Raw genomic sequence first — 21,259 nt, 5'->3', positions numbered from 1 at the left:
TTTGGTTAAAAATAAACGGACTTATTCTATTCGAGCAGATATTGTTCTAATTCAGTGAAGTCTGTTATGATAATATCCGCGCTTTCGTTTCCGGAGTACTCCTCCCATCCTATGTTTTTTATCCAAATGGTTTTACAACCTAACTTAGCAGAGGGGACGATGTCCTTGTCATAAGAATCACCTATCACAACAATGTTTTGCGGATCCATTTGAAGCTGTTCTACTCCCAATCTGAATATTTGCGGATCGGGCTTTCTTACACCAACAACGGCCGACTCGATAATTGTTTGGAAATAGTCCTTCAACCCGAAATCACGGAGAACAGCCTCTATGTTTCCATAAAAATTTGAAACTAATACAATAGGATAGACCGTTGCTAATTTAGCAATGGTTTCCTTAGCCTTTGTGGTTGTTTTTGCGGCAAAAGCATAACACCAACCGGCGATTGCTGCCGAAATATCTTCAGAGATATAGTTTTCCGGAAGTTTTTTGTTTGCGTGTAACCATTGTATCTGGATGTCTATTTTAATACGCAACATATCCTTAAACGTATGGTTTGGTTTAATCAATGGATTCTTTGCCAAGGTACGTTCACCATAGACATAAGCTTCACGAAAATCATTTTTGCTTACGGGTACAAGGAATGTTTCATAAGCTTCCCAGATTACTTCAGCCCAATGAAGACCATTACTGTCGATTGTGCCTCCATAATCAAATATTATTCCTGTTATATTATTAAGCTTGCTCATTATTTTGTTTTGTGTTTATACAATCTTTTCTGAATTGATCACAGAAAGATTCATGCGTGATAACCATATAGACCAACATGATGTTAAGTACAGTTATCTCAAATATAAAATATAGCCAAGGCATATTTACAAAAAGACTTACAAATAATGCGATCACCCGCGTGTTAAAGGAGAGCATATTTGTGTATTTCATTAATGGCAGACTCTTTTCGCGGAATCGCCGGCGAAACTCATCGGGTATATTATTGCTGTATACCAAATGAATTGTTTCCATCATTTTCTGAAATTTAGGCGTAAGCTGTTCCTGACTTTTCGTGTAATTAAGATAGAATAACCCGAATAATTTGTAGATAAAATCCTTACTCCAGGAAAGCTTTACAAAGTCGGCCTCAAGTTTGTCGGATTTGGATAATTCGCTTCCGGATTCACCTTTAAGGAAAAGGAGATGAATGTTACGATAATAATCGGCCATAGAAGCCTGCTTGCTGTGAAAGAAACCTGTAATCGCTCCCAAAAGCCAAATCCAAATTCCCCATTCAGGCGTAAGACGTAAACAAATGGCTGCGTAAATACTGATAAACCAAAGGTCACCACACGCACCATCAAGCACACGCCCCAGAGGACTTGATTTTCCTGTCATACGTGCCAGCTGCCCATCCGCGCTATCATACGAATTTGCCCATATCAGTAACAACATTCCTGCGATGTTAATAACTAAATCATTGAAATAGAAACATATTCCTGCGGCAATTCCAATAAATATAGACGCTATAGTTACTGTGTTGGGAGATATGTTTAGTTTGTTAAACAGTAAAGCCCATTGATAACCAATCGGCCTGTAGAAATGTATATCGATAAACTCTTCAGTGTCTAAAGATTTTAATGTCGATTCAAATGTATGTTTTGCTTTTTTCTCTTCTTTCATTCTTCTGTAGCCATCATATAAATCCGTTGAGCAATAAACTTTGCGGCTTCTTCCCGGCATGGAGCAAAGCTTGGCCAGTCGTTGAAGTCTATCAAATGTATTTTTCCATCCTCCGTAACAACGCAATCCCCTCCATAAATATTCACATTCAAAACATGACCGGCACGGGAGCAAATGTTCTTCAGTTCTTCTTCATCAAAATGGATTCCTTTGGCTGTACCATTTATCGCTTCCAACCCAAACTTACTGTGGTTAGCGTTGGATGGATAAAACCAATAAAAGAACCCGGTATCTTTAACACCGTAAAATTTGATCAGGTCGCCACAGAGATGTTCGTTTACTACTGCCGTTTGGATGCCTCTTATCGCATATTCCTTCAAAATGCCTTTTGCTTCTTCCAGATGACGCACGTAAGTTACATCTTCGCGATGAATAGCATGAAAATCTCCTCTTTTGATCCAACAATTCTCAAAACCACTTTTCTTCAATTCCTCTTCCGGATCTTCATTTGTGTTAAGAAATAAACTTCTTGGATGAGGAATTTGGTTGCCTATCAATAAACGTGTCATGTTTTCGCGCGTACAATTATCGATTCCGTATGCAGAGTTGATCACTTTGCATCCCTTATCTTCCATCTTCTGCAATTCATAAATAGATTGCCATTCGCGCACCATGTTAAAGATGATTGTTTCTTTAACATTCCCCAGTATCAGGTCTGATTCTGAATATTTATTTACTATGCAGCCCATATCTATCAGATGCGCTGCGGTTAAATTGAATATAGCGGCGTCATTACCTATATGATTAGGTGAAAATTTGTCTCTTCGACAAATACCTGCTATTGTTATTTTTGTCATTCCTCTATTTTGTTTTCAGAAAATATTCAGCTTTTGGGATATCCTCGGCATGATCCACATCTATAATTTTCTTAAATGGATAAGCTTTAAGATGCAACCCTTCTTTTACAAGTAGCTTTTGATAATTTCGCATACGTGACACTCCGGATTCAATGGCTTTCTCCAAAACACTGATCGCGTTTTGTTTCAGGCCGTAAATACCACCGGATATATAGTTGCAACCCTCTTCCTTTGTATCATAAAAGTTTCGAATTGAGAATTCGCTGTCTACTTCAATATAAAGCGGCTTTTCGTCATCAATAAAGTCTGTAACCGCCATAAATCCGTCAGCCCCCTTGTCATCAATAAACGTGTTAATATATTGTTTGAATTCCGCTTCATGAAAAATCGTATCTACCGTTGTCAGACATAGCTTGTCGCCTTTTATAAACCGGCTTAGTTCATAAAAACTGTGCATAGAACTCGGAGTACTTTTTATACATATATTAATAGGGACCCCGGCTTTTATGTTTTGCAAGTGCTCCTGTACTTCTTTCATCTCCTCGTTGACAATGATACTGATTGAAGCGGCATTGTTGTCTAAAAATAGTTGAATTAAACGGTCTATCAAAGGGATTCCCTGAAGTTGAATTAAGGGTTTGGGGGTTTTGATCCCTTCTTGTACTAACCGAGACCCTTCTCCAGCGGCAATAATTGCATAGTCCATAATTAATTGTTTCGTTTTAATAAAATGTCCATTCCCAACAACCTAAATTAATCAAAGTATAAAAAATAAATCAAAATGCAAAATTACCCATTTCAATTCGTAAAATTGTAGTTGTTTATATGATTTAATTAGTCTATAGTTCTATACTTGAACCATAAATAAGAGGGTAAAGATACATAGTTTCTTCCTCTTTGAAAAGATAAAATGGTATGTATCTCGCTATTGCAGGCATAAAGGACAATAAATACCTATCTTTGTGCGGAAAATAAGACTGTTCTTATGAGTGGCAATACGATGTATTTTAGTTTTGTGCAAAAAATACTTTATTCTTGGCTTATCCTTTCAATCACAAGCTGTGTTCCGGATATTCCGCCTACTTCTACTATTTCAATAGACATGGAAGCAACACCTGCTTTGGTTAATTCGGATCTATACGGTTTGAATGTCGAAGAAATAAATCATGCGATAGAAGGAGGCTTATATGCCGAGTTGATTCAGAATAGAAGTTTTGAAGATGGTGTTTTACCGGTTCATAGTGCCTATGACAGGGCAAGGGGTGTATTGATAACTCCAAACAGGTGGACACTCGCTTTTCCGCGTCCGGACTCCGTTCCCGGATGGAGGAGATTAGCAGACAACACCTGTTTCTCGCCCGATATTACAACCCCGTTGAGTGAAAAGAACCGTCGTTATCTGTCCGTTTATGTTAATTACAGTGAAGGTAAAAGGGGAGGGCTTATTGCTGAAGGTTATAAAGGTATTTCCTTGAAAAAAGGAGAACGGTATAACTTATCCTTCTATATCAGATCGACTTCTCAGATGCCCAAAAACATTACAATCGCACTTGAAGATTCTACTTGCTCGCGCTTGTTGAGCGATGCTTTTGAAGTTACCCCTTCCTATGAATGGAAACAATTCCGCCATGTGTTTACCGCAACCGAAGACGCAACGCATGCGCTTCTTACCATCTCTGCTATGGAAAGTGCTTATTTCAACATCGATGTTGTGTCTTTGTTCCCTCAGCATACATGGATGGAACGTCCGAACGGACTACGGAATGATTTTGTAAACAAACTGTCCGAACTTAAACCAAAATTTATTCGTTTTCCCGGAGGTCTTTTTGTAGAGGGATATACCAACGGAACATTTCCCGTTTGGAAAGAGTCTGTAGGTCCGGTATCCGAAAGAAGGCATTTTTGGAATATCTGGGGATACGGCACTTCAAACGGAATGGGATATCATGAGTATTTACAACTTTGTGAAGATCTGAAGGCAGAACCGGTTTATGTAATCAATAGTGGTGTAACAAATCAGGAACGTCGTCCTCGTTATGAAGTAATTACGGAGATGAATAAACTGGTTCAGGATGCCATAGATGCGATCGAATATGCCAATGCTCCCGCAGATTCTCTTTTGGGTGAAATGAGAGCAAAGAACGGACACCCGGAACCGTTCAACCTGAAATTTATTGAAATCGGAAGTGAAAATTATGGAACAGAATACAGAAAACGTTTCCAATTGTTTAAAGAAGCAATCAATAAGGCTTACCCGGAGATAACGGTAATCAGCAGTTCTCCGGTTTCCGATAAGTTGAGAGGAGAATGGATTGATTCTCATCTTTACTCAAATCCTGATTTTTTCATTACCAACTATACCCGATACAAACAGGATAGACCATCATTGAACAGGTCTTCAGTTTTTATAGGTGAAATGGGTGTTACTTGTAATGAATATGGCGGAACGCTAAAGGCGGCAATTGCAGAGGCTTGTTTTTTGATTGGTGCAGAAGATAACCCCCAAATGGTGAAACGTATCGCTTTTGCCCCTCTTTTAGGAAACGCGGATTATGAAATCAACCGATACCCTTTGATGCTTTTTAAAAAGGACAGCATCGTATACACGCCGTCTTATCATCTTCTTAAACTCTTCGCGTCGCACCGTGGAAATCAAGTGTTTCCAACTCAGCTAACTACTTATTCCAGACCATACGTGATGGAGGGTAGCCCATCGATTGAGTTGTTTGATAATAGCTATGAAATAAAAGACGTGAAAGTAAACGGCTCATTGATCGGGCAACATAAAATCTTGTCGGGAGGTTGGATAATGAATAACGAGTCGTTATTGCCCGCGGCGAATCGTTGGAACTATGTTCTCCTGGGTGATTCCGGACAATATAACTATGAATTTTCAGCCACAATAAAACGAACGAAAGGAAGTGATCCGATACAATTAAGAATACGAGACAATGGCCTGGTGGGAGAACAAAGCAACCATATTGGACTTACGATGGGCGAGGAGTTCTGTCATTTTTATCATCAGGCAGGTAGTATAAAAGATACATTAGTTACACCGAAACGTTTCCCGTTTGAAAGTCACCGTGAATACCGTGTGTCGCTCAAAGCCGTAGACGATCTGTTGCAATGCCGCATAAATGATGAATTGATCTATGAAGTACGGATGAAGTCACTCCCTTCACTTGTTTCTGTAGCAACAATGGACGAAGAGCAGCAATTGTTGTTGTTAAAGGTAGTAAATACGACCAACCACGACGAAATAACCGAGCTTAAAATTCATGGTGTAAGTACGAAAAACGAAATTGAAGTTATCGAAATCAAAGGAAAACCCGAAGATAAAAACTCATTTGAAATACCGGATCTGATAACGCCCCTATCGAAAACACATACGTTTAAAATCGGTATGCCAATGATCTATCATTTCCCTCCGAATTCAATCAGCCTCCTTAAAATAAAATTGGATTAAAAAGACAAAAAATCACTTAGAAAAATATCCGATTGCAAGCAGTCATTTGTCTTGTTTTAAAGCAAAAACAAGAAGAATTTTTCCGATTAAAAATAACGTTGATAATCAACGGGTAAATTTCGTCAAAAAACATAAAGGTTATTTTTCAAAATATATCCTTTATCTTTTGAAAAATAAAGGATATATTTTTTTTCATATAGTATTATAAAAAATCGCGCCATTTTAATGCTGAATTTTCTTACTCCAATCCGAAGCCGGAATAGATACAAAAATACTACTAAATGAATTTTTCATCTGACCTGGAAAAATAAACGACAGCAAGGGCAAAAAAAAAGAGACGCACAACCGTGCGCCTCTCTGTATCGATATTAAGAATGTTCTTTTAAAATTACATCATGAGCTCCACCTTCAACAATGCTTGTTGATGAAACTAAGGTTACCCTGGCATTCTTTTGTAATTCATCAATTGTAATACTTCCGCAACTACACATCGTTGCTTTTATTTTGCCAAGTGTCATTAGTAAATTGTCTTTCATCTTTCCTGCATAAGGAACATAGCTGTCAACACCTTCTTCGAATTTGAGGTTTTCCGTACCACCCATATCGTAGCGTTGCCAGTTTTGAGCACGGTTTGAGCCTTCTCCCCAGTATTCTTTCACGTAATTGTTTTTTACACGAAGTATCTTAGTGGGCGATTCGTCAAATCTTGCGAAATAACGACCCATCATCAGAAAATCAGCACCCATAGATAGGGCTAATACCATGTGGTAGTCGTGCACAAGACCTCCGTCACTACAGATCGGAATGTATATTCCTTTTGTTTTAAGATACTCATCTCTTGCTTCGGCAACATCGATTATGGCTGTTGCCTGTCCGCGACCGATACCTTTTTGTTCACGAGTGATACAAATTGATCCGCCACCGATTCCCACTTTAATAAAGTCTGCTCCGGCTTCTACAAGATAAAGGAATCCTTCCTTGTCAACTACATTTCCGGCACCTACTGCAATCTTATCTCCATAATTGGATTTAATCCAGGTGAGTGTTTCTTTCTGCCATTCTGAATAGCCGTCGGAGGAGTCAATACATAAAACATCTACGCCGGCTTCTACTAAAGCAGGTACACGTTCTTTGTAATCTCTTGTGTTGATTCCGGCTCCAACCAGAAGACTTTTATCTGATCCTGACAACTCATTCGGATTTTCACGGTGACTGTCGTAGTCTTTTCGGAAAACAAAATAAGCCAGTTTCTGATTTTCATCAATTAACGGCAAAGTGTTAAGCTTGTTGTCCCAGATGATCTGATTTGCCTCAGAAAGGGTTATGCCTACTTTTCCAACAATCAGTTTGGAGAAAGGCGTCATAAACTCTTTTACTTTTCTGTCTTTCGGATCTTTTTCTGCACGATAGTCACGACTTGTAACCATTCCGAGAAGTTTCCCATTAGGAGTTCCATCATCTGTAATTCCGATTGTAGAGTGATCTGTTGCTTCTACTAATTTAATTACGTCCGCTAATGTATTTTCCGGAGTTAAGTTGGAATCGCTAATAACGAATCCGGCCTTAAATTTCTTTACCTTACGCACCATTTCAGCCTGACTGTCGATTGGTTGCGAACCAAAGATAAACGACAAACCTCCATTGCGAGCCAATTCTATAGCCAACTCAGGACCGGACACCGATTGCATGATAGCCGATACAAAAGGGATATTCAACGTGATTGCCGATTGTTCACCTGCTTTATGTTTTACTAAAGGAGTTTTGAGGGAAACGTTGCTTGGAACGCATTCTTTGGTAGTAAGACCAGGTATCAGAAGAAATTCGCCAAAAGTTCTAGATACATCGTTTAAATAAATTGCCATATTGATTAATTATTTTGCGGATGAATGATTAATCGCACAAAAGTAATCATTTCTTTTCATAATTGTATTTCCCTAATTAATATTCCTTATCACACAGGTAATTTACCATTCGAAGAATCGCACGACTACAAGCCGGACAAAAGGGTGCATAATCACGCATCATACAATGATCGGCCGGTCGGTATATACCTTTTGCAATATAACCTCCTCCTTCAAAAACGCCCGCTTTATCTTTGTATTGCTCTGTTAGTGGGGTTGGAATGGGCGTATTTGATGGTAATAAGTCCTTCCATTTAACATCGAAGTTTACCAACGTGGTAATATTGGGTTCCCAGGGCTCATACTTCAGATTATAAAAATCATTATAAGCAACTTCCGAAGAAAAATACTCATCGGCCAATCCGGCAAAACTATGACCAAATTCATGTACGAAAACATGGAGCGTCCTTTCATTGTCTGCCGTTCCAATTGCATAAAAATTGTACATGCCACCACCACCGTAGGTTTCAGCGTTGACAAGCACAAATACGGCGTCGCAAGGAACATTCCAAACGGCATTGCGGATAGAACGAATATCCGGAGTTGTGAGATAACGATCTACACCGAATGTATAATAACCGGAGTTCAGGGCTGTGTTTTTATAAATGCCTTTTCCCGAAGTATCTGTACCGGATTCTTCCGAAACCAGTCCCACGCCCCATACATTAAAATTATCCTTGCATTTATCGAAAGGAGGAATTGTGAACAGTGATTCGGCAAAACGTTTTGCGTCAGCTTCAAATTTTCCCTGCTCTGCTGCAGTATAACCCTCTGCTACAAAAACAAGGTCTACTTTTTCCGAAGAGTCGCCTTTTTTCTGAATACTGATTATTTTGTTTTCTTTCAATTTTCCACGATCTATAAATATAGATGTCGGATTAACCGTTTGCTTTAGCAAGGAATGGAATTGCATATCTTTTTTATCTCGCGCAAGAATCTCAAACACAATCTCCTGTTTAGGATAGGGGAGAGTTATGGAATTTGTCCAGGCTTGCGTCTCTTCCTTGGCCTGATCAGTAGACAACCATTCTTCGAATAAGGTGTTAAATCCGCGGGAATAGATCAGTTCATTACTTTTCTTATCAAACACGTTCACATAATAGCCACCATAGCCGAACTCGTCGATCAGGTTTTTAACCGGACCACCCCAGGTTGGTTCTTCTCTAAACTGCTCAATGGCAGCTGTTTGAAAAGTTGAATTACCGCTTAATGTAAAGTCGATACGTAATGTTTTATGTTCAAAATACGTATTGAATTTTTCTTGTGCATATCCATTACAAAAACACAGGTAAAACAAAAGAAATAAAATGGTTTTAGATTTCATGGTCTAAAAAATTTGACAAATTAATACTCCGTAAACACAAATATACTTATTTTATAAAGTATATATTCCTTTGTAAGTGTCTTTTTGTGCTGTAATATAGACTGATACTTGTTTATTGTAATATTGGGTGAAAAACAATTTGTTTTTATTATTATATTTGTGTAATAATTAATGATCTGAAAGTTAATACTTTATTTGTTTACTGTTATGAAGGAAGAAACAATATGCAGCAATAAAATTTTAGTGGTTGGAAGTACTAATACGGATATGGTTGTAAAGACTGATCATCTTCCGCGTCCGGGAGAGACTGTGTTGGGTGGTACTTTTTTTATGAATCCGGGAGGGAAAGGTGCGAATCAGGCTGTCGCTATAGCTCGTTTGGGCGGAATGGTTTCGTTTATCTGCAAAACCGGAAATGATGTGTTTGGGCACCAATCCCAACAACTGTTTGAAGAGGAAGGTATTGATACGTCGTATTTGTTTTCTGATTCCAAACATCCGTCAGGTGTTGCTTTAATAACAGTAGATGAGCAAGCTGAAAATTGTATTGTAGTGGCTTCCGGCGCAAATGCAAATCTTACACCGGTAGATTTGACTAAGGCAGTAGAAGCAATAGATCAAGCTGACTATATTCTTATGCAGCTTGAGATTCCGTTGGAAACAGTTGAGTTTGTAGCGGAAATGGCACGTAAAAAGAACAAGAAAGTGATTTTGAATCCTGCTCCAGCCCGGAAACTATCTTCTTCATTGTTAAGCAACTTGTATATGATTACGCCTAATGAAACAGAAGCAGAAATAATTTCGGGTGTAAAAATTACCGATGAAGCTTCTGCTTGCGAAGCTGCGAAAGTGATTTCTGATATGGGTGTGAAATGTATTATAATAACGTTGGGATCAAAGGGGGCTTTTGTTTATGCTGATTCTGTAACTCAAATGATTCCGGCTTTTAAGGTAAAGGCGGTAGATACTACAGCCGCAGGTGATGTTTTTAACGGAGCATTAACCGTTGCTTTGGCTGAAAATAAAACGTTAGAAGATTCGGTACGGTTTGCCTGTAAGGCTTCTGCTATAGCTGTGACAAGAATAGGAGCGCAATCTTCTGCTCCTTATAGAAATGAAGTCGATGTTTTTTGTTAACCTAAAGAAAGTGCATAAAATGAAAAAAACAAACATTGTATTTATTGTGTTTTCCTTTTTTCTGATGGCTAATATAGCCTGTACACAGAAAGATTCAAAAGAGGCGACCAAACAGATTCCTGCAGAGTTTATTATTCATAAAGAGAGGTTGTTAGACAAGATTAAAGGTGGATGGGCCGGACAGGTGATTGGCTGTACTTATGGAGGACCTACTGAGTTTAAGTATAATGGTACGATTATCCAGGATTATGTACCTATTCCGTGGGCAGACAACTATATAAAAAAATGGTACGACACCTTTCCCGGATTGTATGACGATGTTTATATGGATCTTACGTTTGTTGAAGTCTTTGAACGTCTGGGGTTGGATGCTCCCGTAGACTCTTTCGCGGTAGCATTTGCTACGGCTGATTATACACTTTGGCATGCCAATCAGGCTGCTCGTTATAACATATTACAAGGCATTATGCCACCGGCTTCAGGTCATTGGTTAAATAATCCGCATGCTGATGATATTGATTATCAGATTGAAGCCGATTATGCCGGATTAATGTCGCCGGGTATGCCTAATGCCGCTTCGGAGATATCGGATAAGATAGGACATATCATGAACTACGGTGATGGATGGTATGGGGGCGTATACGTTGGTGCGATGTATACACTGGCATTTGTTTCTGATGATATTGAATTTATTGTAACCGAGGCGCTGAAAACAATACCGGAAGAAAGTAACTTTTACAAATGTATGAATGATGTAATCCGTTGGCATAAAAAGTATCCGGATGATTGGAAACAAACATGGTTTGAATGCGAAAAAAAATGGAGCTCAGAGATTGGTTGTCCTGATGGCGTGTTTGTACCGTTTAATATCGATGCGCTGATCAATAGTGCATATATCCTGATCGGATTGCTTTATGGAGAGGGCGATTTTTATAAAACGATGGATATTTCTACCCGTTGCGGACAAGACTCAGACTGTAATCCGGCCTCTGCCGGAGGAATTTTGGGAACTATCCTGGGATATAGCCGGATTCCGGATTATTGGATGACGAGTCTGAAAGAAGTGGAGGATATAAACTTTGCTTATACGGATATATCGCTTAACAAAGCATATCAGATGAGTTTTAACCAGGCTTTGCAGGTTATTGAACGTAATGGCGGACAAGTTTCGGATGATGATATTACCATTAAATGCCAACAACCTTTGGCCGTTCGTTACGAGAAGGCATTTGAAGGAATGTATCCCATAGAAAAAACTGTGCTTAACAAACAGATTACCAACTTGGAGCCTGTATCTTTTGATGGTACCGGTATTGTTTTTAAAGGAAGTGTACAGGCTAAAGAGGACAACTATGTAGCAAAAGTTGACATGTATATCGATGGTGAATTGACTGAGACCGCAAACCTTCCGGCCTCTTATACTACCCGGAGGAATGAATTGTTCTGGAAATATGAACTGCCTAAGGGCAAACATACGGCTACTTTTAAATGGCTGAACCCTCAAAAAGATGTTTCCATTCACTATTCTGAAATAGTAGTCTATTCCGATACACCGAAAGTCGTAAATCATCAATAATAAAAGATAAACCATGAAAAAAACACTATTGCTGATGGGGATATTTACTTTGTTGATCTCCTGTAATGAGAAAAAAAACAACAATGACCACGTGATGTCTACACCTGTAAGCTTGATTTTAGATACGGACTTAGGTCCCGATTATGATGATGTAGGCGCCATGGCTCTTATGCATGCGTTGGCAGATAGCGGGCAGGTGAATATTCTGGCAACTATTTCGTCAAACCACGATGAGGATGTGATTCCTTGTATTGATGTGTTGAATACTTATTTTAATCGTCCGGATATTCCGTTAGGCGCTCCTAAAAGTGAAGGGGGAGCAACATTGACAACCTGGCACAAAGAAAAATGGACAAAATTGCTGCCTACCAAGTACCCGCACAGAACAAAGAAAACAGCTGACGCGCCCGACGCGGTAAAAGTTTATCGTGAATTATTAAGCAAACAACCGGATGCAAGTGTCGTAATCTGTACCGTTGGCTTCTTTACAAATCTGAAAGATCTGCTTAATTCTCAACCGGACGAATACAGCAAACTTTCCGGAGTAGATCTGGTGGCTCAAAAGGTGAAACGTTTGGTGTCAATGGCAGGGCTGTTTCCGGAAGGGAAAGAGTTTAATGTATATTGTGATACACCTGCATCCAAGTGCGTAGTGGAAAAATGGCCGACAGAAATTGTTTTTAGTGGTTTTGAAATCGGAAATAAAATATTGACAGGCAAAACACTTATTCAAATGAGTGTAGAGAATAGTCCGGTGAAGGATGCCTATGCATTATGTTTAGCCGAAGGCGATTACGATGGACGTATGAGTTGGGATCAGGCAACTGTTTTAGTGGCAATCAAAGGCTATGAGCCGTATTACACTGCCGAACGTGGTCGATTCCTGATTTTGGATGATGAAGGAAAGAACGGTTGGATTCCGGATGTTAACGGCAAACACATCAAACTGATAGAAAAGGTTCCTGCTAAAGATATGGCAACCTTGATAGAGCGCTACATGATGCATCAACCCATTTAAAAGGAGGAGTTAACTATGTTTATTGTTCAAGATTATACATTAGCTGTTTTGTTTTGTGTGATAACCATGCTTTGTTGGGGGTCATGGGGAAATACACAAAAACTCGCGTCTAAAACGTGGCGTTACGAGTTCTTTTACTGGGATTATGTACTTGGTATATTAGTATTCTCACTGCTGTCTGCTTTTACCCTGGGCAGTTTCGGGGCAGAAGGGCGTGGCTTTATTGAGGATTTATTACAAGCCGATCTTACTTCTTTAAGTAGCGCGTTTTTAGGAGGAGTTATTTTTAATGCGGCCAATATTTTGCTGGCTGCCGCTATCGCAATCTGTGGTCTTTCCGTTGCTTTTCCGGTTGGGATAGGTTTGGCACTTGTGCTGGGCGTACTTGTAAACTATTTTGGTGCTGCAAAAGGAGAACCTGTTTATATCTTTACGGGAGTTGTTCTGATTACAATCGCTATTATTTTAAATGGCTTAGCCTACAAAAAGGCAAGTGCGGTTCAGGATAGTAAAATCCCTGTAAAAGGAATCGCGATCTCTATAGCGGCAGGTGTGATAATGGCATTCTTTTATCGTTTTGTGGCTGCCTCAATGGACTTGAACAGTTTTGCTTCTCCGGCGGCAGGAAAACTCACACCCTATACAGCGGTATTTATTTTTGCATTAGGGGTATTAATCAGTAACTTTTTGTTTAACACATTAGCCATGAAGAATCCGGTACAAGGAGAACCTATTTCTATATCCGGATACTTTAACGGAAAAATGAGTACGCACATGGTTGGTATGTTGGGAGGAATTATCTGGTGTATTGGTCAGACTTTCAGTATGCTGGCCTCAGAAAAAGCCGGAGCCGCTATATCTTACGGCTTAGGGCAGGGAGCAACTTTAATTTCCGCCTTATGGGGAATATTTATTTGGAAAGAATTTAAAGGTGCTCCAAAAGTATCCACTTATTTAAATGCGGGAATGTTTATTTTGTTTGTCATAGGCCTCGGTTTTTTAATATACGCAGGAGCCTAAAACAGGAGCCTGAAAAACGAATAAAAATCAGCTTGAAATTTATATTACTATCTGTTTAAAAAGATATCCTTTATTTTTGAAAAAATAAAGGATATTTTTTCGAAAATAACCTTTATGTTTTTTCGCATATATAATCCATTGATTATCAGTATGATGAAAACTCTCTCAAAAACAGTACGAAAAGTCATGTTTTTAACTTAAAAAATAATAGAAATAGCCGTTGTTAACCGGATATTAAATTTGAACCAAATCTTCACAACCAATCACCCTCACTGCCATCAATAGACCTCCAATCAGATGATAGTTGGATAGCGGCAAAATAATATTTATACACAGATAAGTTTGTTTTTTATTACTTTTGAAAAATAATAGAAATTAATTAACAATGATAACAATAGATATTGATAAAAATACGTGTATCAAGTGTGGTAAATGTGTGAAAGTTTGCCCTGTGTATATCCTGACGCAAGAATCTCCAACGTCAGCTATCGGATTGAAGAATGTACATACATGTATCGCTTGTGGACATTGTGTTGCCTCATGTCCGCCCGACTCCGTTATTCATTCGGAATTTCCGGAACATAAGGTGCATGCAGTGGACAAAGAAAAGTTGCCAACGCCCGAACAAGTGTTTGAATTGTGCAGAACCAGACGTTCTAACCGGGCTTTTTTGTCGTCGCCTGTGCCCACTGAATACCTCAAGCAAATAGTTGACGCGGCTCATCTGGCTCCTACAGCAAGCAATGAACAAGAGCTTAGTTTTACGCTTGTTACTAATCCTGAGTTGTTAAAACAAATTTCGGAAATCACTATAGAAACTTTTGAGGCAACCGTAAAAATGGCAAATAATCCCTTGATAAAGCCATTGTTAGGATTGTTTTCTCCCGAAGCAAAGAAGGGAATACCACACTTGGAATCTGTTATCAACAGATATAGAAATGGACGTGATAGTATTTTGCGAGAAGCTAAAGCCGTATTACTTATCCATACTCCATCTACAAGTAATTTTGGAAAACAAGATGCAAATCTGGCCTATCAAAATGCGTCATTAATGGCCGAAAGTTTAGGTGTTTCTCAATTTTATACCGGTTATGTATGTATATCAATTGGGTTTGATAAGAAGAAAAAGCTGGCTAAACTTTTAAATATTGAAGGAAAGATACATGCCGGAATGGCATTGGCAATGCCTGCCTTTAAATTCCCCAAATACGTGGATCGCCAAGATATAGACCTAACCATCTTTTCGTAAAGATAGCATAAGCATATCCCAATATTTTTTTTGATAGAGAAATCAGTAAAGCTGTTTTGTTTTGCGGCTCAAGGGGTTATTGCTGAAAAGCTCAAGTGTTATTCCTCTATTTCGTTTCTGTTTTAATTTGAAGCGGAACGAGTTTTGTAAATTCCTTAATGGTGACAGGACCTAACAAACCGGAGGGAACAACTCCCCAATTATCAAAGCGGGTATCCTGGTAGGTGATACTTACGAAATTAATTTCTTCAAATATGCGCCAGTTTACTCCTTTGCGGTCGTAAGCCGAGATTCTGTTTGCCGGAAGATTGGTCACTTCTACTTCTATTGTGTTTGTTCCGTTTATTAGAAGATCTCCGATTTCTACTTCAAAGGGAACTGCAAACAAGGTTCCGGCCGGCTTTCCATTTACAAACACGCGTGCGCTTTCACGGACATCTCCCAGATGCAGAGCGTATTTTTTGTCCTTCTTCTTTTCAAAATCGAAAGAAACCTGATAACGTGCCGTACCCATGTTTTCAGATAAACGTTTATCCGGCAAATTTGTCCAGGATGTTAATCTATTCAGGTGGAAAGTCTCCGATATAACCGGTTCGCTGTCTACAAAACGCATACTCCAGTCTTTGTCTAAATTGATTTCTTTTTCGGCAGACTGCAGGTAAGTCCATTGAGGAATGTTTGCTTGCTTTGTGTCAAAAGTTTTCAGAATTATAGACTGTCCCGGCTTCAGCTGAAGATAAATTTCAGTAACCCCGTTTTTGTTTCGTACAGCAGCTTCTCCTTTATTACCAGTCATCGGATCAAAAAAGAGGGCAGAAGCCGCGGGAACGGCAAACGGTATCCATCCGTCTATCTGTTTGTTTTGAAGCATAACCAGAAAATAATGATGTCCGGATTCATGTTTACGACGAAGGAATTCTCCTCCGAACGAACGTTTAAATTCTTCTTTTTCTACGCCTCCGGCATTGAGTAAAGAGGCATAATCCGTTCCTGTGATGATCTTTCCCTTGCCCAGTGAATGAATTTGAGTGTTAGAAAATGAACTTATTTCAGCAAATTTTCGCAGCGTTTTTTCGAATACTGCACGTCTGTTTATCAGGTCATGCATACCCGGAATATCTTTGGGGTAAGATTCCGCGAAAATAAGTGTCGCGCCTTGTTCCGCTAATGTAAACAAGTGATCAAGTGTTTCCTGAGGAATTATTTTAACCGCAGGTAATATAAGCGCCTTATACATGGCTCCGCCTTGGGTTTTCAACGCTCCGTTTTCTACGACTGTAGTCTGTATAAATTTGTCGGAAATATAGTCCAGATCGTATCCGTTATCTCTGATACGTGCCACGATATCGTAAAACTTTGGTAAACGTTCTCGCATACCATGGATCGCGAATGTCAGAAAATTATTTTCCCGCTGTTCTTCCCATATATCGTAAATAGGCAGATAAAGCAAGAAGTCGTTATCCGGTTCGCCATATTGCAAAAAAGATTGTGTTCGGGTGATATAATCAAAAAATGCAGGCGCATCCCGCCAGATACTATTTGTAGGAGACATGTCTACGGAGGCGTAAAACTTCCATCCCGGCCAGGGAGCCTCTTTCGGAGAATACGTATTCCCGTGAAAATAAACGTGATTGACTCCGGAAAGGAACATTTGATCAATTTCCGGTTTACATTGAGAAAGTGAAGTTCTGAAATGTTCCGTTAACCAAGTAAACGTTTCGGCGGAAGTGTATTTTTTGCCTGCGATATGCGCTGCGGAAGAAGCGTATTTTAATACAGTTGGATCTCCGTCGTTCTCTTTGCGTATGGAATCTTTACGTAATCCGGGTATATCGAAATCAGTAATTCCGAATATCTCACATTCCGGAATGTCTACAGTGGCATAAAGATCAATCAGATTGGCCGGCGAACCGTGTGCCTGATTGCGGATACTGATTCCTCTTTCATGCGCCCATTCTACCCAGAATGAAGTAAAGTTCTCTTGTAATAAATCGCCAATTGTTTCACGATAATCCGAGATAATACGGGCGGATTTTTCCGTATTTCCATTGGCTATAAACTCAGGAAAATAGTTTTCTAATTTGTATCCTCTACGTTTTTCGAACTGTTCTAACAGGTCTGCCGTCCAATCTCCACCATACACTTCGTATGAATCGTTGAAGAAACTGTGTGGAAAAGAAGTGTTTGTCGTTTTAAATGCCTTATCGAAGCGATCAAAATAACGAGCTACCGCCTCCTTGTCAAAATGATTCAGTACATAACCCTCACCACCAGGTGCGGCACGCTTTACCTTTTGAAACGTTTTACCTGTAAAAAGAGCGATCAACCGCCATTCTTTACCTTTAGGCGCGACCCAATCCGTTTTACCATTTTCTTTTACCGTATTGGTGATATCCAAACGATCCCCTTTATCAGAATAAGCCATCAGACGGCTCAATTGAGCTATCCCAGCTTGCTTTTCCTCTTTTACGGTTAATGGCTCTTGCAATTTGCCGCCTCCAGCCAAGGTATATTCCTGAAAGATAGAACGTGTGGCTGCATCCTCTATACTTACCTGAGGTCCACCGAAAGGCCAGCCTGTGCCCATGGTCATATCTACCTCCATGCCCAACCTTTTCGCTTCGGCCTGACTGTGTGAGAGCATCTCCATCCAAGTGGGAGAGAGGTACTCTATCCGGCGTTGTTCTTCTCCTTTTACGCCATAAATAGGTGTGATTTCCACTCCTCCTATTCCTGCATTATGAAGCATTTCCATATTGTAGGTCAGATTAGCTTTATCGACAGAACTACCTAACCACCACCACCGTGTCCAAGGTTTAGCCTCTATATTTACGTTTGGCCAGTCTGTGCTTTGTCCGTTAATGGATAATACCGCAGCTAATAAAGAGAAACAGATTGCTAATAGTTTGTTATTCATACAACTTATATAATCCGAAGGTATATCCGGACATCTCTACCGACAATTTGTTATTATTCATAACAGCACTTGCCGGTTTCGGAGTGATATTGTTCGGGTTTTCCAATGAGTTTGTAAGCTTTAAATTATCGCACTGCAACATGAATGAGTTTGAAACTGTCAGCTTTTTGTCTTTAGGCAGACCGTTAAGCGCTACGTCAACATTAATTTTTCCATTATTGATGTTTATGATCTTAACAATGTAACATTTCTCCATTTTGTCATAAACGGCTGAAGCATATAAACCATTATCTCCGGCAATCGGTTGCTTATTCATCGTTAGCGATAGAACATTGGTGCCTTTGTTTTTAGCAAATAATTGCTGAACGTAATAATTCGGAGTCTTAACGATGGATAAATTATCAAACCAAATCATGTCCGGTTTCCATTGCCAAGCGTCAACGTGAGCTAATAAGGGCGCGTAGGTACACATGTGTACAATATCCGCATTACGCTCTAAGCCGGTCATAAAAGCAGCTTCATAAAGTGCTGACAGAAAATTGTTGTCTTTTCCGGATGCGTGATCATGACAGGCGTACTCGCCGGCAAATACAGCAGGCCCTTTACGGTCATATTTATCATAACGGGTTGCACTATTCTTAAACCATTCCGGATCTTTATAGTAATGCTCATCAACTAAATCTACTTTCAGTTTTTTCATTTCAGGCCATAAAAAATTGAATTGTTCACCATCAGCCAATGGACCTGAACTACCGATAATTTTCATTTCAGGATATTTCGTGCGAATAGCTTTCGTAAACACTGCCAGACGTTCTACATATTCTTCTCCCCACTGTTCATTTCCAACTCCTATGAATTTTAGATTGAAAGGTGCTGCATGTCCCATCTCAGCGCGCACTTTTCCCCATGTTGTATTTATATCTCCGTTGGCAAACTCAATCAAATCTAAAGCATCCTGTACATAAGCATCCAACTCTCCTACAGGAACATGGGCCTGACAGCATTCGTTCTGATACTGACAGGCAAGTCCTACGTTTACAATAGGAAGAGGTTCTGCACCCATGTCTTCCGATAGTAAAAAGTATTCATAGAATCCAAGTCCGTAGCTCTGATAATAATCAGGGAAAAAGCGATTGGCGAATGTGTAATGCCAACGATTTTCATTTACAGGTCTGTTCTCTACCGGGCCAATGCTTTTTTTCCAGTCGTAGCGTGTTTCCAGATCAGTTCCTTCCACAATACAACCTCCTGGGAAACGGAATACCCCCGGATTTACATCATTCAACGCTTCTGCAAGATCTTTCCTTAATCCGTTTTCTCTACCCTTGTAGGTTTCTGCCGGGAAAAGAGAAACATGTTCAACGGCAACACTTCCTTTTGATGCAAGAAAAACACGCAGACGCCCTTTGTATTCAGTTGCCGAGGAAGTCAAAGAAACCTGGTATTTCTTCCAGTCACGAGAATCAACAGACAATTCGGCTGATGCAATTATATCGTTTTTTGAGTTGATAAATTCAATTCGTAGTTTCTGATTTTCCGTATCAAGAGATTTGGCCCACACCGAGAAGCGATAGGAAGCATCTTTTTGAAATCCCATCCCTCTATAGCCTTCATTTTCTATCCCGGTATGCTTATGTGCGTGTCCTGAATGACTTAAAACTAAGTAATTTGGATTGCGGTTAAATAAAGGCTGATTATTTTTAACATCCACTTTACCGAACGTATTCCATCCCATTAAACTTTGCGGAAAATCAAAAGATCGGTTTTTTACCAACTCCGCATATAGTCCTCCGTCAGCGGCAAAATTAATGTCTTCAATAAAAAGACCATACATGGTAGACTGTACAACCGCGCCTTTCTTTTTTGCATCTAATACAAACTCATAATTCTGACTGAAAGCATGCTGAAAAGAAATAATCGACAACGCGAACAGCAATACTAAGGTTTTTACTCGTTTATTCATGGTGTTAAATTTATTATTTATCTATTATTTTATCTGTTTTATTGAATCATCTGCATTAAATCCCATCTTATCAATACAAACTTTCAGCATATACTATTTCAGGAGCCGCATAATGTTTTGTCAATAAACGTTTTTTTCTTCCGGCATCTTAAATCCTTGCGGGATACCCCATTTGTCGGTTAATGCTTTCAACTCTTTATGGGTAACAGGAACTACAGTACCATGGCGAGGATGAAAGTTCATCGAAATCTCCTTATCTACCACATGGAATACATCCAGATCTTTACTTTCGCAAAACTGGTATTTACCTTTCATATAAACATCATACATTAAGATGTAGGTATCTTGGTTTGCTAATTTGAATACACATGAACCTTCCACAGCGTCTTTAGTTTGTTGTTTATAGCCCGGTTGTTCTATCCATTTACCGGAAGAAAGAGCATCGGTTATTGCTAAACGGATGCCGTTGCCATGACCTTCTGTTTTGTAAAACATGTAGTAAAGCCCGTTTTTATTAATAATATCTCCGTCAATGCAAGACTTGCCATTTTTAGGCATAAATAAAACTGCAGGTTCACTAATCAGGTCGGTGAAATCATCATTTGCATAGGCATAATAGATAATATCCTGGCCGTCTCCATGCTTCATTGACCAATAAACCATGTATTTTCCTGCCTCAGGGTCAAAAATGGTTTGTGGTGCCCATACCCGTTTTAAGTCTTCCTGCCCAGCATATCTTTGTTGAATATTTATAACAGATGAAGTCCAGTTGACTAAATCGTTCGACTTTAATAAAACCATCGCACGGTTTGAATCCCAACCTTTTGAGGAAGTCATGTCAGTTACTACCATATAAAAGGTTTTTCCATCTTCACTGCGTAGTATATGCGGATCTCGTACACCACCGGTAGAACTAATCAGCTTAGAGTCAAGAACAGGGTTGTTATTGTTCAAGGATAAATAAGTATAACCATCTTTGCTGATAGCGTAGCATACAGCCTCGTCTTTAACTTCATTGCCTTTGAAATAAGCAAACAAGTAACCTGCGAAATCTTTCTCAGCAGGTCCGGATTTATTGCCTTGTGCTCCCAAATCGAGAACGATAAAGGTCAATAAATAAATCAGTATCCATTTTATTTTCATCACTGCGACAGGGT

14 protein-coding genes and 1 pseudogene are annotated in these 21,259 nt (G+C 39.4%); 6 read left to right on the top strand and 9 right to left on the bottom strand.

What is annotated here, in order from left to right; translation table 11 throughout:
- Window positions 1–26: 26 nt before the first annotated feature.
- The 4 genes from B9Y81_RS07105 to B9Y81_RS07090 are packed head-to-tail and all read right to left on the bottom strand — an operon-like array spanning window position 27 to window position 3,237.
- On the bottom strand, window positions 27–749 hold the full coding sequence (locus B9Y81_RS07105; RefSeq protein WP_085536293.1) for an HAD family hydrolase: 723 nt from the start codon (window positions 747–749) through the stop codon (window positions 27–29).
- A complete protein-coding gene (locus B9Y81_RS07100) occupies window positions 736–1,674 on the bottom strand; it encodes a CDP-alcohol phosphatidyltransferase family protein (protein WP_085536292.1) in 939 nt (312 codons plus the stop codon). The genes B9Y81_RS07105 and B9Y81_RS07100 overlap by 14 nt, the downstream gene beginning before the upstream one ends.
- Window positions 1,671–2,531, bottom strand: coding sequence for a hypothetical protein (locus B9Y81_RS07095; RefSeq protein WP_085536291.1), 861 nt, complete (start codon window positions 2,529–2,531; stop codon window positions 1,671–1,673). Before B9Y81_RS07095 ends, B9Y81_RS07100 begins: the two co-directional genes overlap by 4 nt.
- Window positions 2,532–2,535: 4 nt before the next feature.
- Window positions 2,536–3,237: a nucleotidyltransferase family protein gene (locus B9Y81_RS07090; RefSeq protein WP_085536290.1), complete on the bottom strand. Its 702-nt coding sequence runs from the start codon at window positions 3,235–3,237 to the stop codon at window positions 2,536–2,538.
- Between the two features lie 279 nt (window positions 3,238–3,516).
- Between B9Y81_RS07090 and B9Y81_RS07085 the strand changes: the two genes are divergently transcribed.
- Window positions 3,517–5,997, top strand: a complete 2,481-nt coding sequence (locus B9Y81_RS07085) for an alpha-L-arabinofuranosidase C-terminal domain-containing protein (protein WP_085536289.1) — start codon at window positions 3,517–3,519, stop codon at window positions 5,995–5,997.
- Between the two features lie 368 nt (window positions 5,998–6,365).
- Here B9Y81_RS07085 and B9Y81_RS07080 read toward each other — a convergent pair whose 3' ends face one another.
- Complete coding sequence (locus B9Y81_RS07080) at window positions 6,366–7,859, bottom strand: IMP dehydrogenase (RefSeq protein ID WP_085536288.1); 1,494 nt, start codon at window positions 7,857–7,859, stop codon at window positions 6,366–6,368.
- Window positions 7,860–7,935: 76 nt separating this feature from the next.
- Entirely contained in the window at window positions 7,936–9,222 is a 1,287-nt protein-coding gene (locus B9Y81_RS07075) for a M64 family metallopeptidase (RefSeq protein ID WP_085536287.1), read from the bottom strand.
- Between the two features lie 207 nt (window positions 9,223–9,429).
- Between B9Y81_RS07075 and rbsK the strand changes: the two genes are divergently transcribed.
- From rbsK to B9Y81_RS07050, 5 genes are all read left to right on the top strand, one after another.
- The gene (gene rbsK / locus B9Y81_RS07070) at window positions 9,430–10,359 is read left to right on the top strand and encodes a ribokinase (protein ID WP_085536286.1); all 930 of its coding nucleotides are present in this window, start codon (window positions 9,430–9,432) and stop codon (window positions 10,357–10,359) included.
- Window positions 10,360–10,423: 64 nt separating this feature from the next.
- Entirely contained in the window at window positions 10,424–11,935 is a 1,512-nt protein-coding gene (locus B9Y81_RS07065) for an ADP-ribosylglycohydrolase family protein (protein WP_394335435.1), read from the top strand.
- Window positions 11,936–11,948: 13 nt separating this feature from the next.
- Window positions 11,949–12,953 carry a nucleoside hydrolase gene (locus tag B9Y81_RS07060; RefSeq protein WP_085536285.1) on the top strand — a complete coding sequence of 335 codons (1,005 nt, stop codon included), beginning with the start codon at window positions 11,949–11,951 and terminating at the stop codon, window positions 12,951–12,953.
- Between the two features lie 15 nt (window positions 12,954–12,968).
- Window positions 12,969–13,973: a GRP family sugar transporter gene (locus tag B9Y81_RS07055; protein ID WP_085536284.1), complete on the top strand. Its 1,005-nt coding sequence runs from the start codon at window positions 12,969–12,971 to the stop codon at window positions 13,971–13,973.
- Window positions 13,974–14,358: 385 nt separating this feature from the next.
- Window positions 14,359–15,222 (top strand): nitroreductase family protein, encoded by an 864-nt coding sequence (locus tag B9Y81_RS07050; protein WP_317043269.1) that lies wholly within the window; start codon window positions 14,359–14,361, stop codon window positions 15,220–15,222.
- Window positions 15,223–15,328: 106 nt separating this feature from the next.
- On the opposite strand, the gene B9Y81_RS07045 is transcribed toward B9Y81_RS07050, so the two are convergent.
- The 3 genes and pseudogenes from B9Y81_RS07045 to B9Y81_RS07035 form a co-directional block, all read right to left on the bottom strand.
- Entirely contained in the window at window positions 15,329–18,139 is a 2,811-nt protein-coding gene (locus B9Y81_RS07045) for an alpha-L-rhamnosidase (protein ID WP_085536283.1), read from the bottom strand.
- A complete protein-coding gene (locus tag B9Y81_RS07040; RefSeq protein WP_085536282.1) occupies window positions 18,132–20,102 on the bottom strand; it encodes an alpha-L-arabinofuranosidase C-terminal domain-containing protein in 1,971 nt (656 codons plus the stop codon). Before B9Y81_RS07040 ends, B9Y81_RS07045 begins: the two co-directional genes overlap by 8 nt.
- An 85-nt stretch (window positions 20,103–20,187) precedes the next feature.
- Window positions 20,188–21,245 (bottom strand): annotated as a pseudogene (locus B9Y81_RS07035) (glycoside hydrolase family 43 protein); the annotation flags it as partial.
- Window positions 21,246–21,259: the final 14 nt, after the last annotated feature.

Origin of the sequence: Massilibacteroides vaginae, assembly GCF_900178525.1 — a bacterium.
Lineage (GTDB): Bacteria > Bacteroidota > Bacteroidia > Bacteroidales > Tannerellaceae > Massilibacteroides > Massilibacteroides vaginae.
Note: the sequence above shows the minus strand (reverse complement) of the source record. Positions and strands in the feature narration are given on the sequence as shown.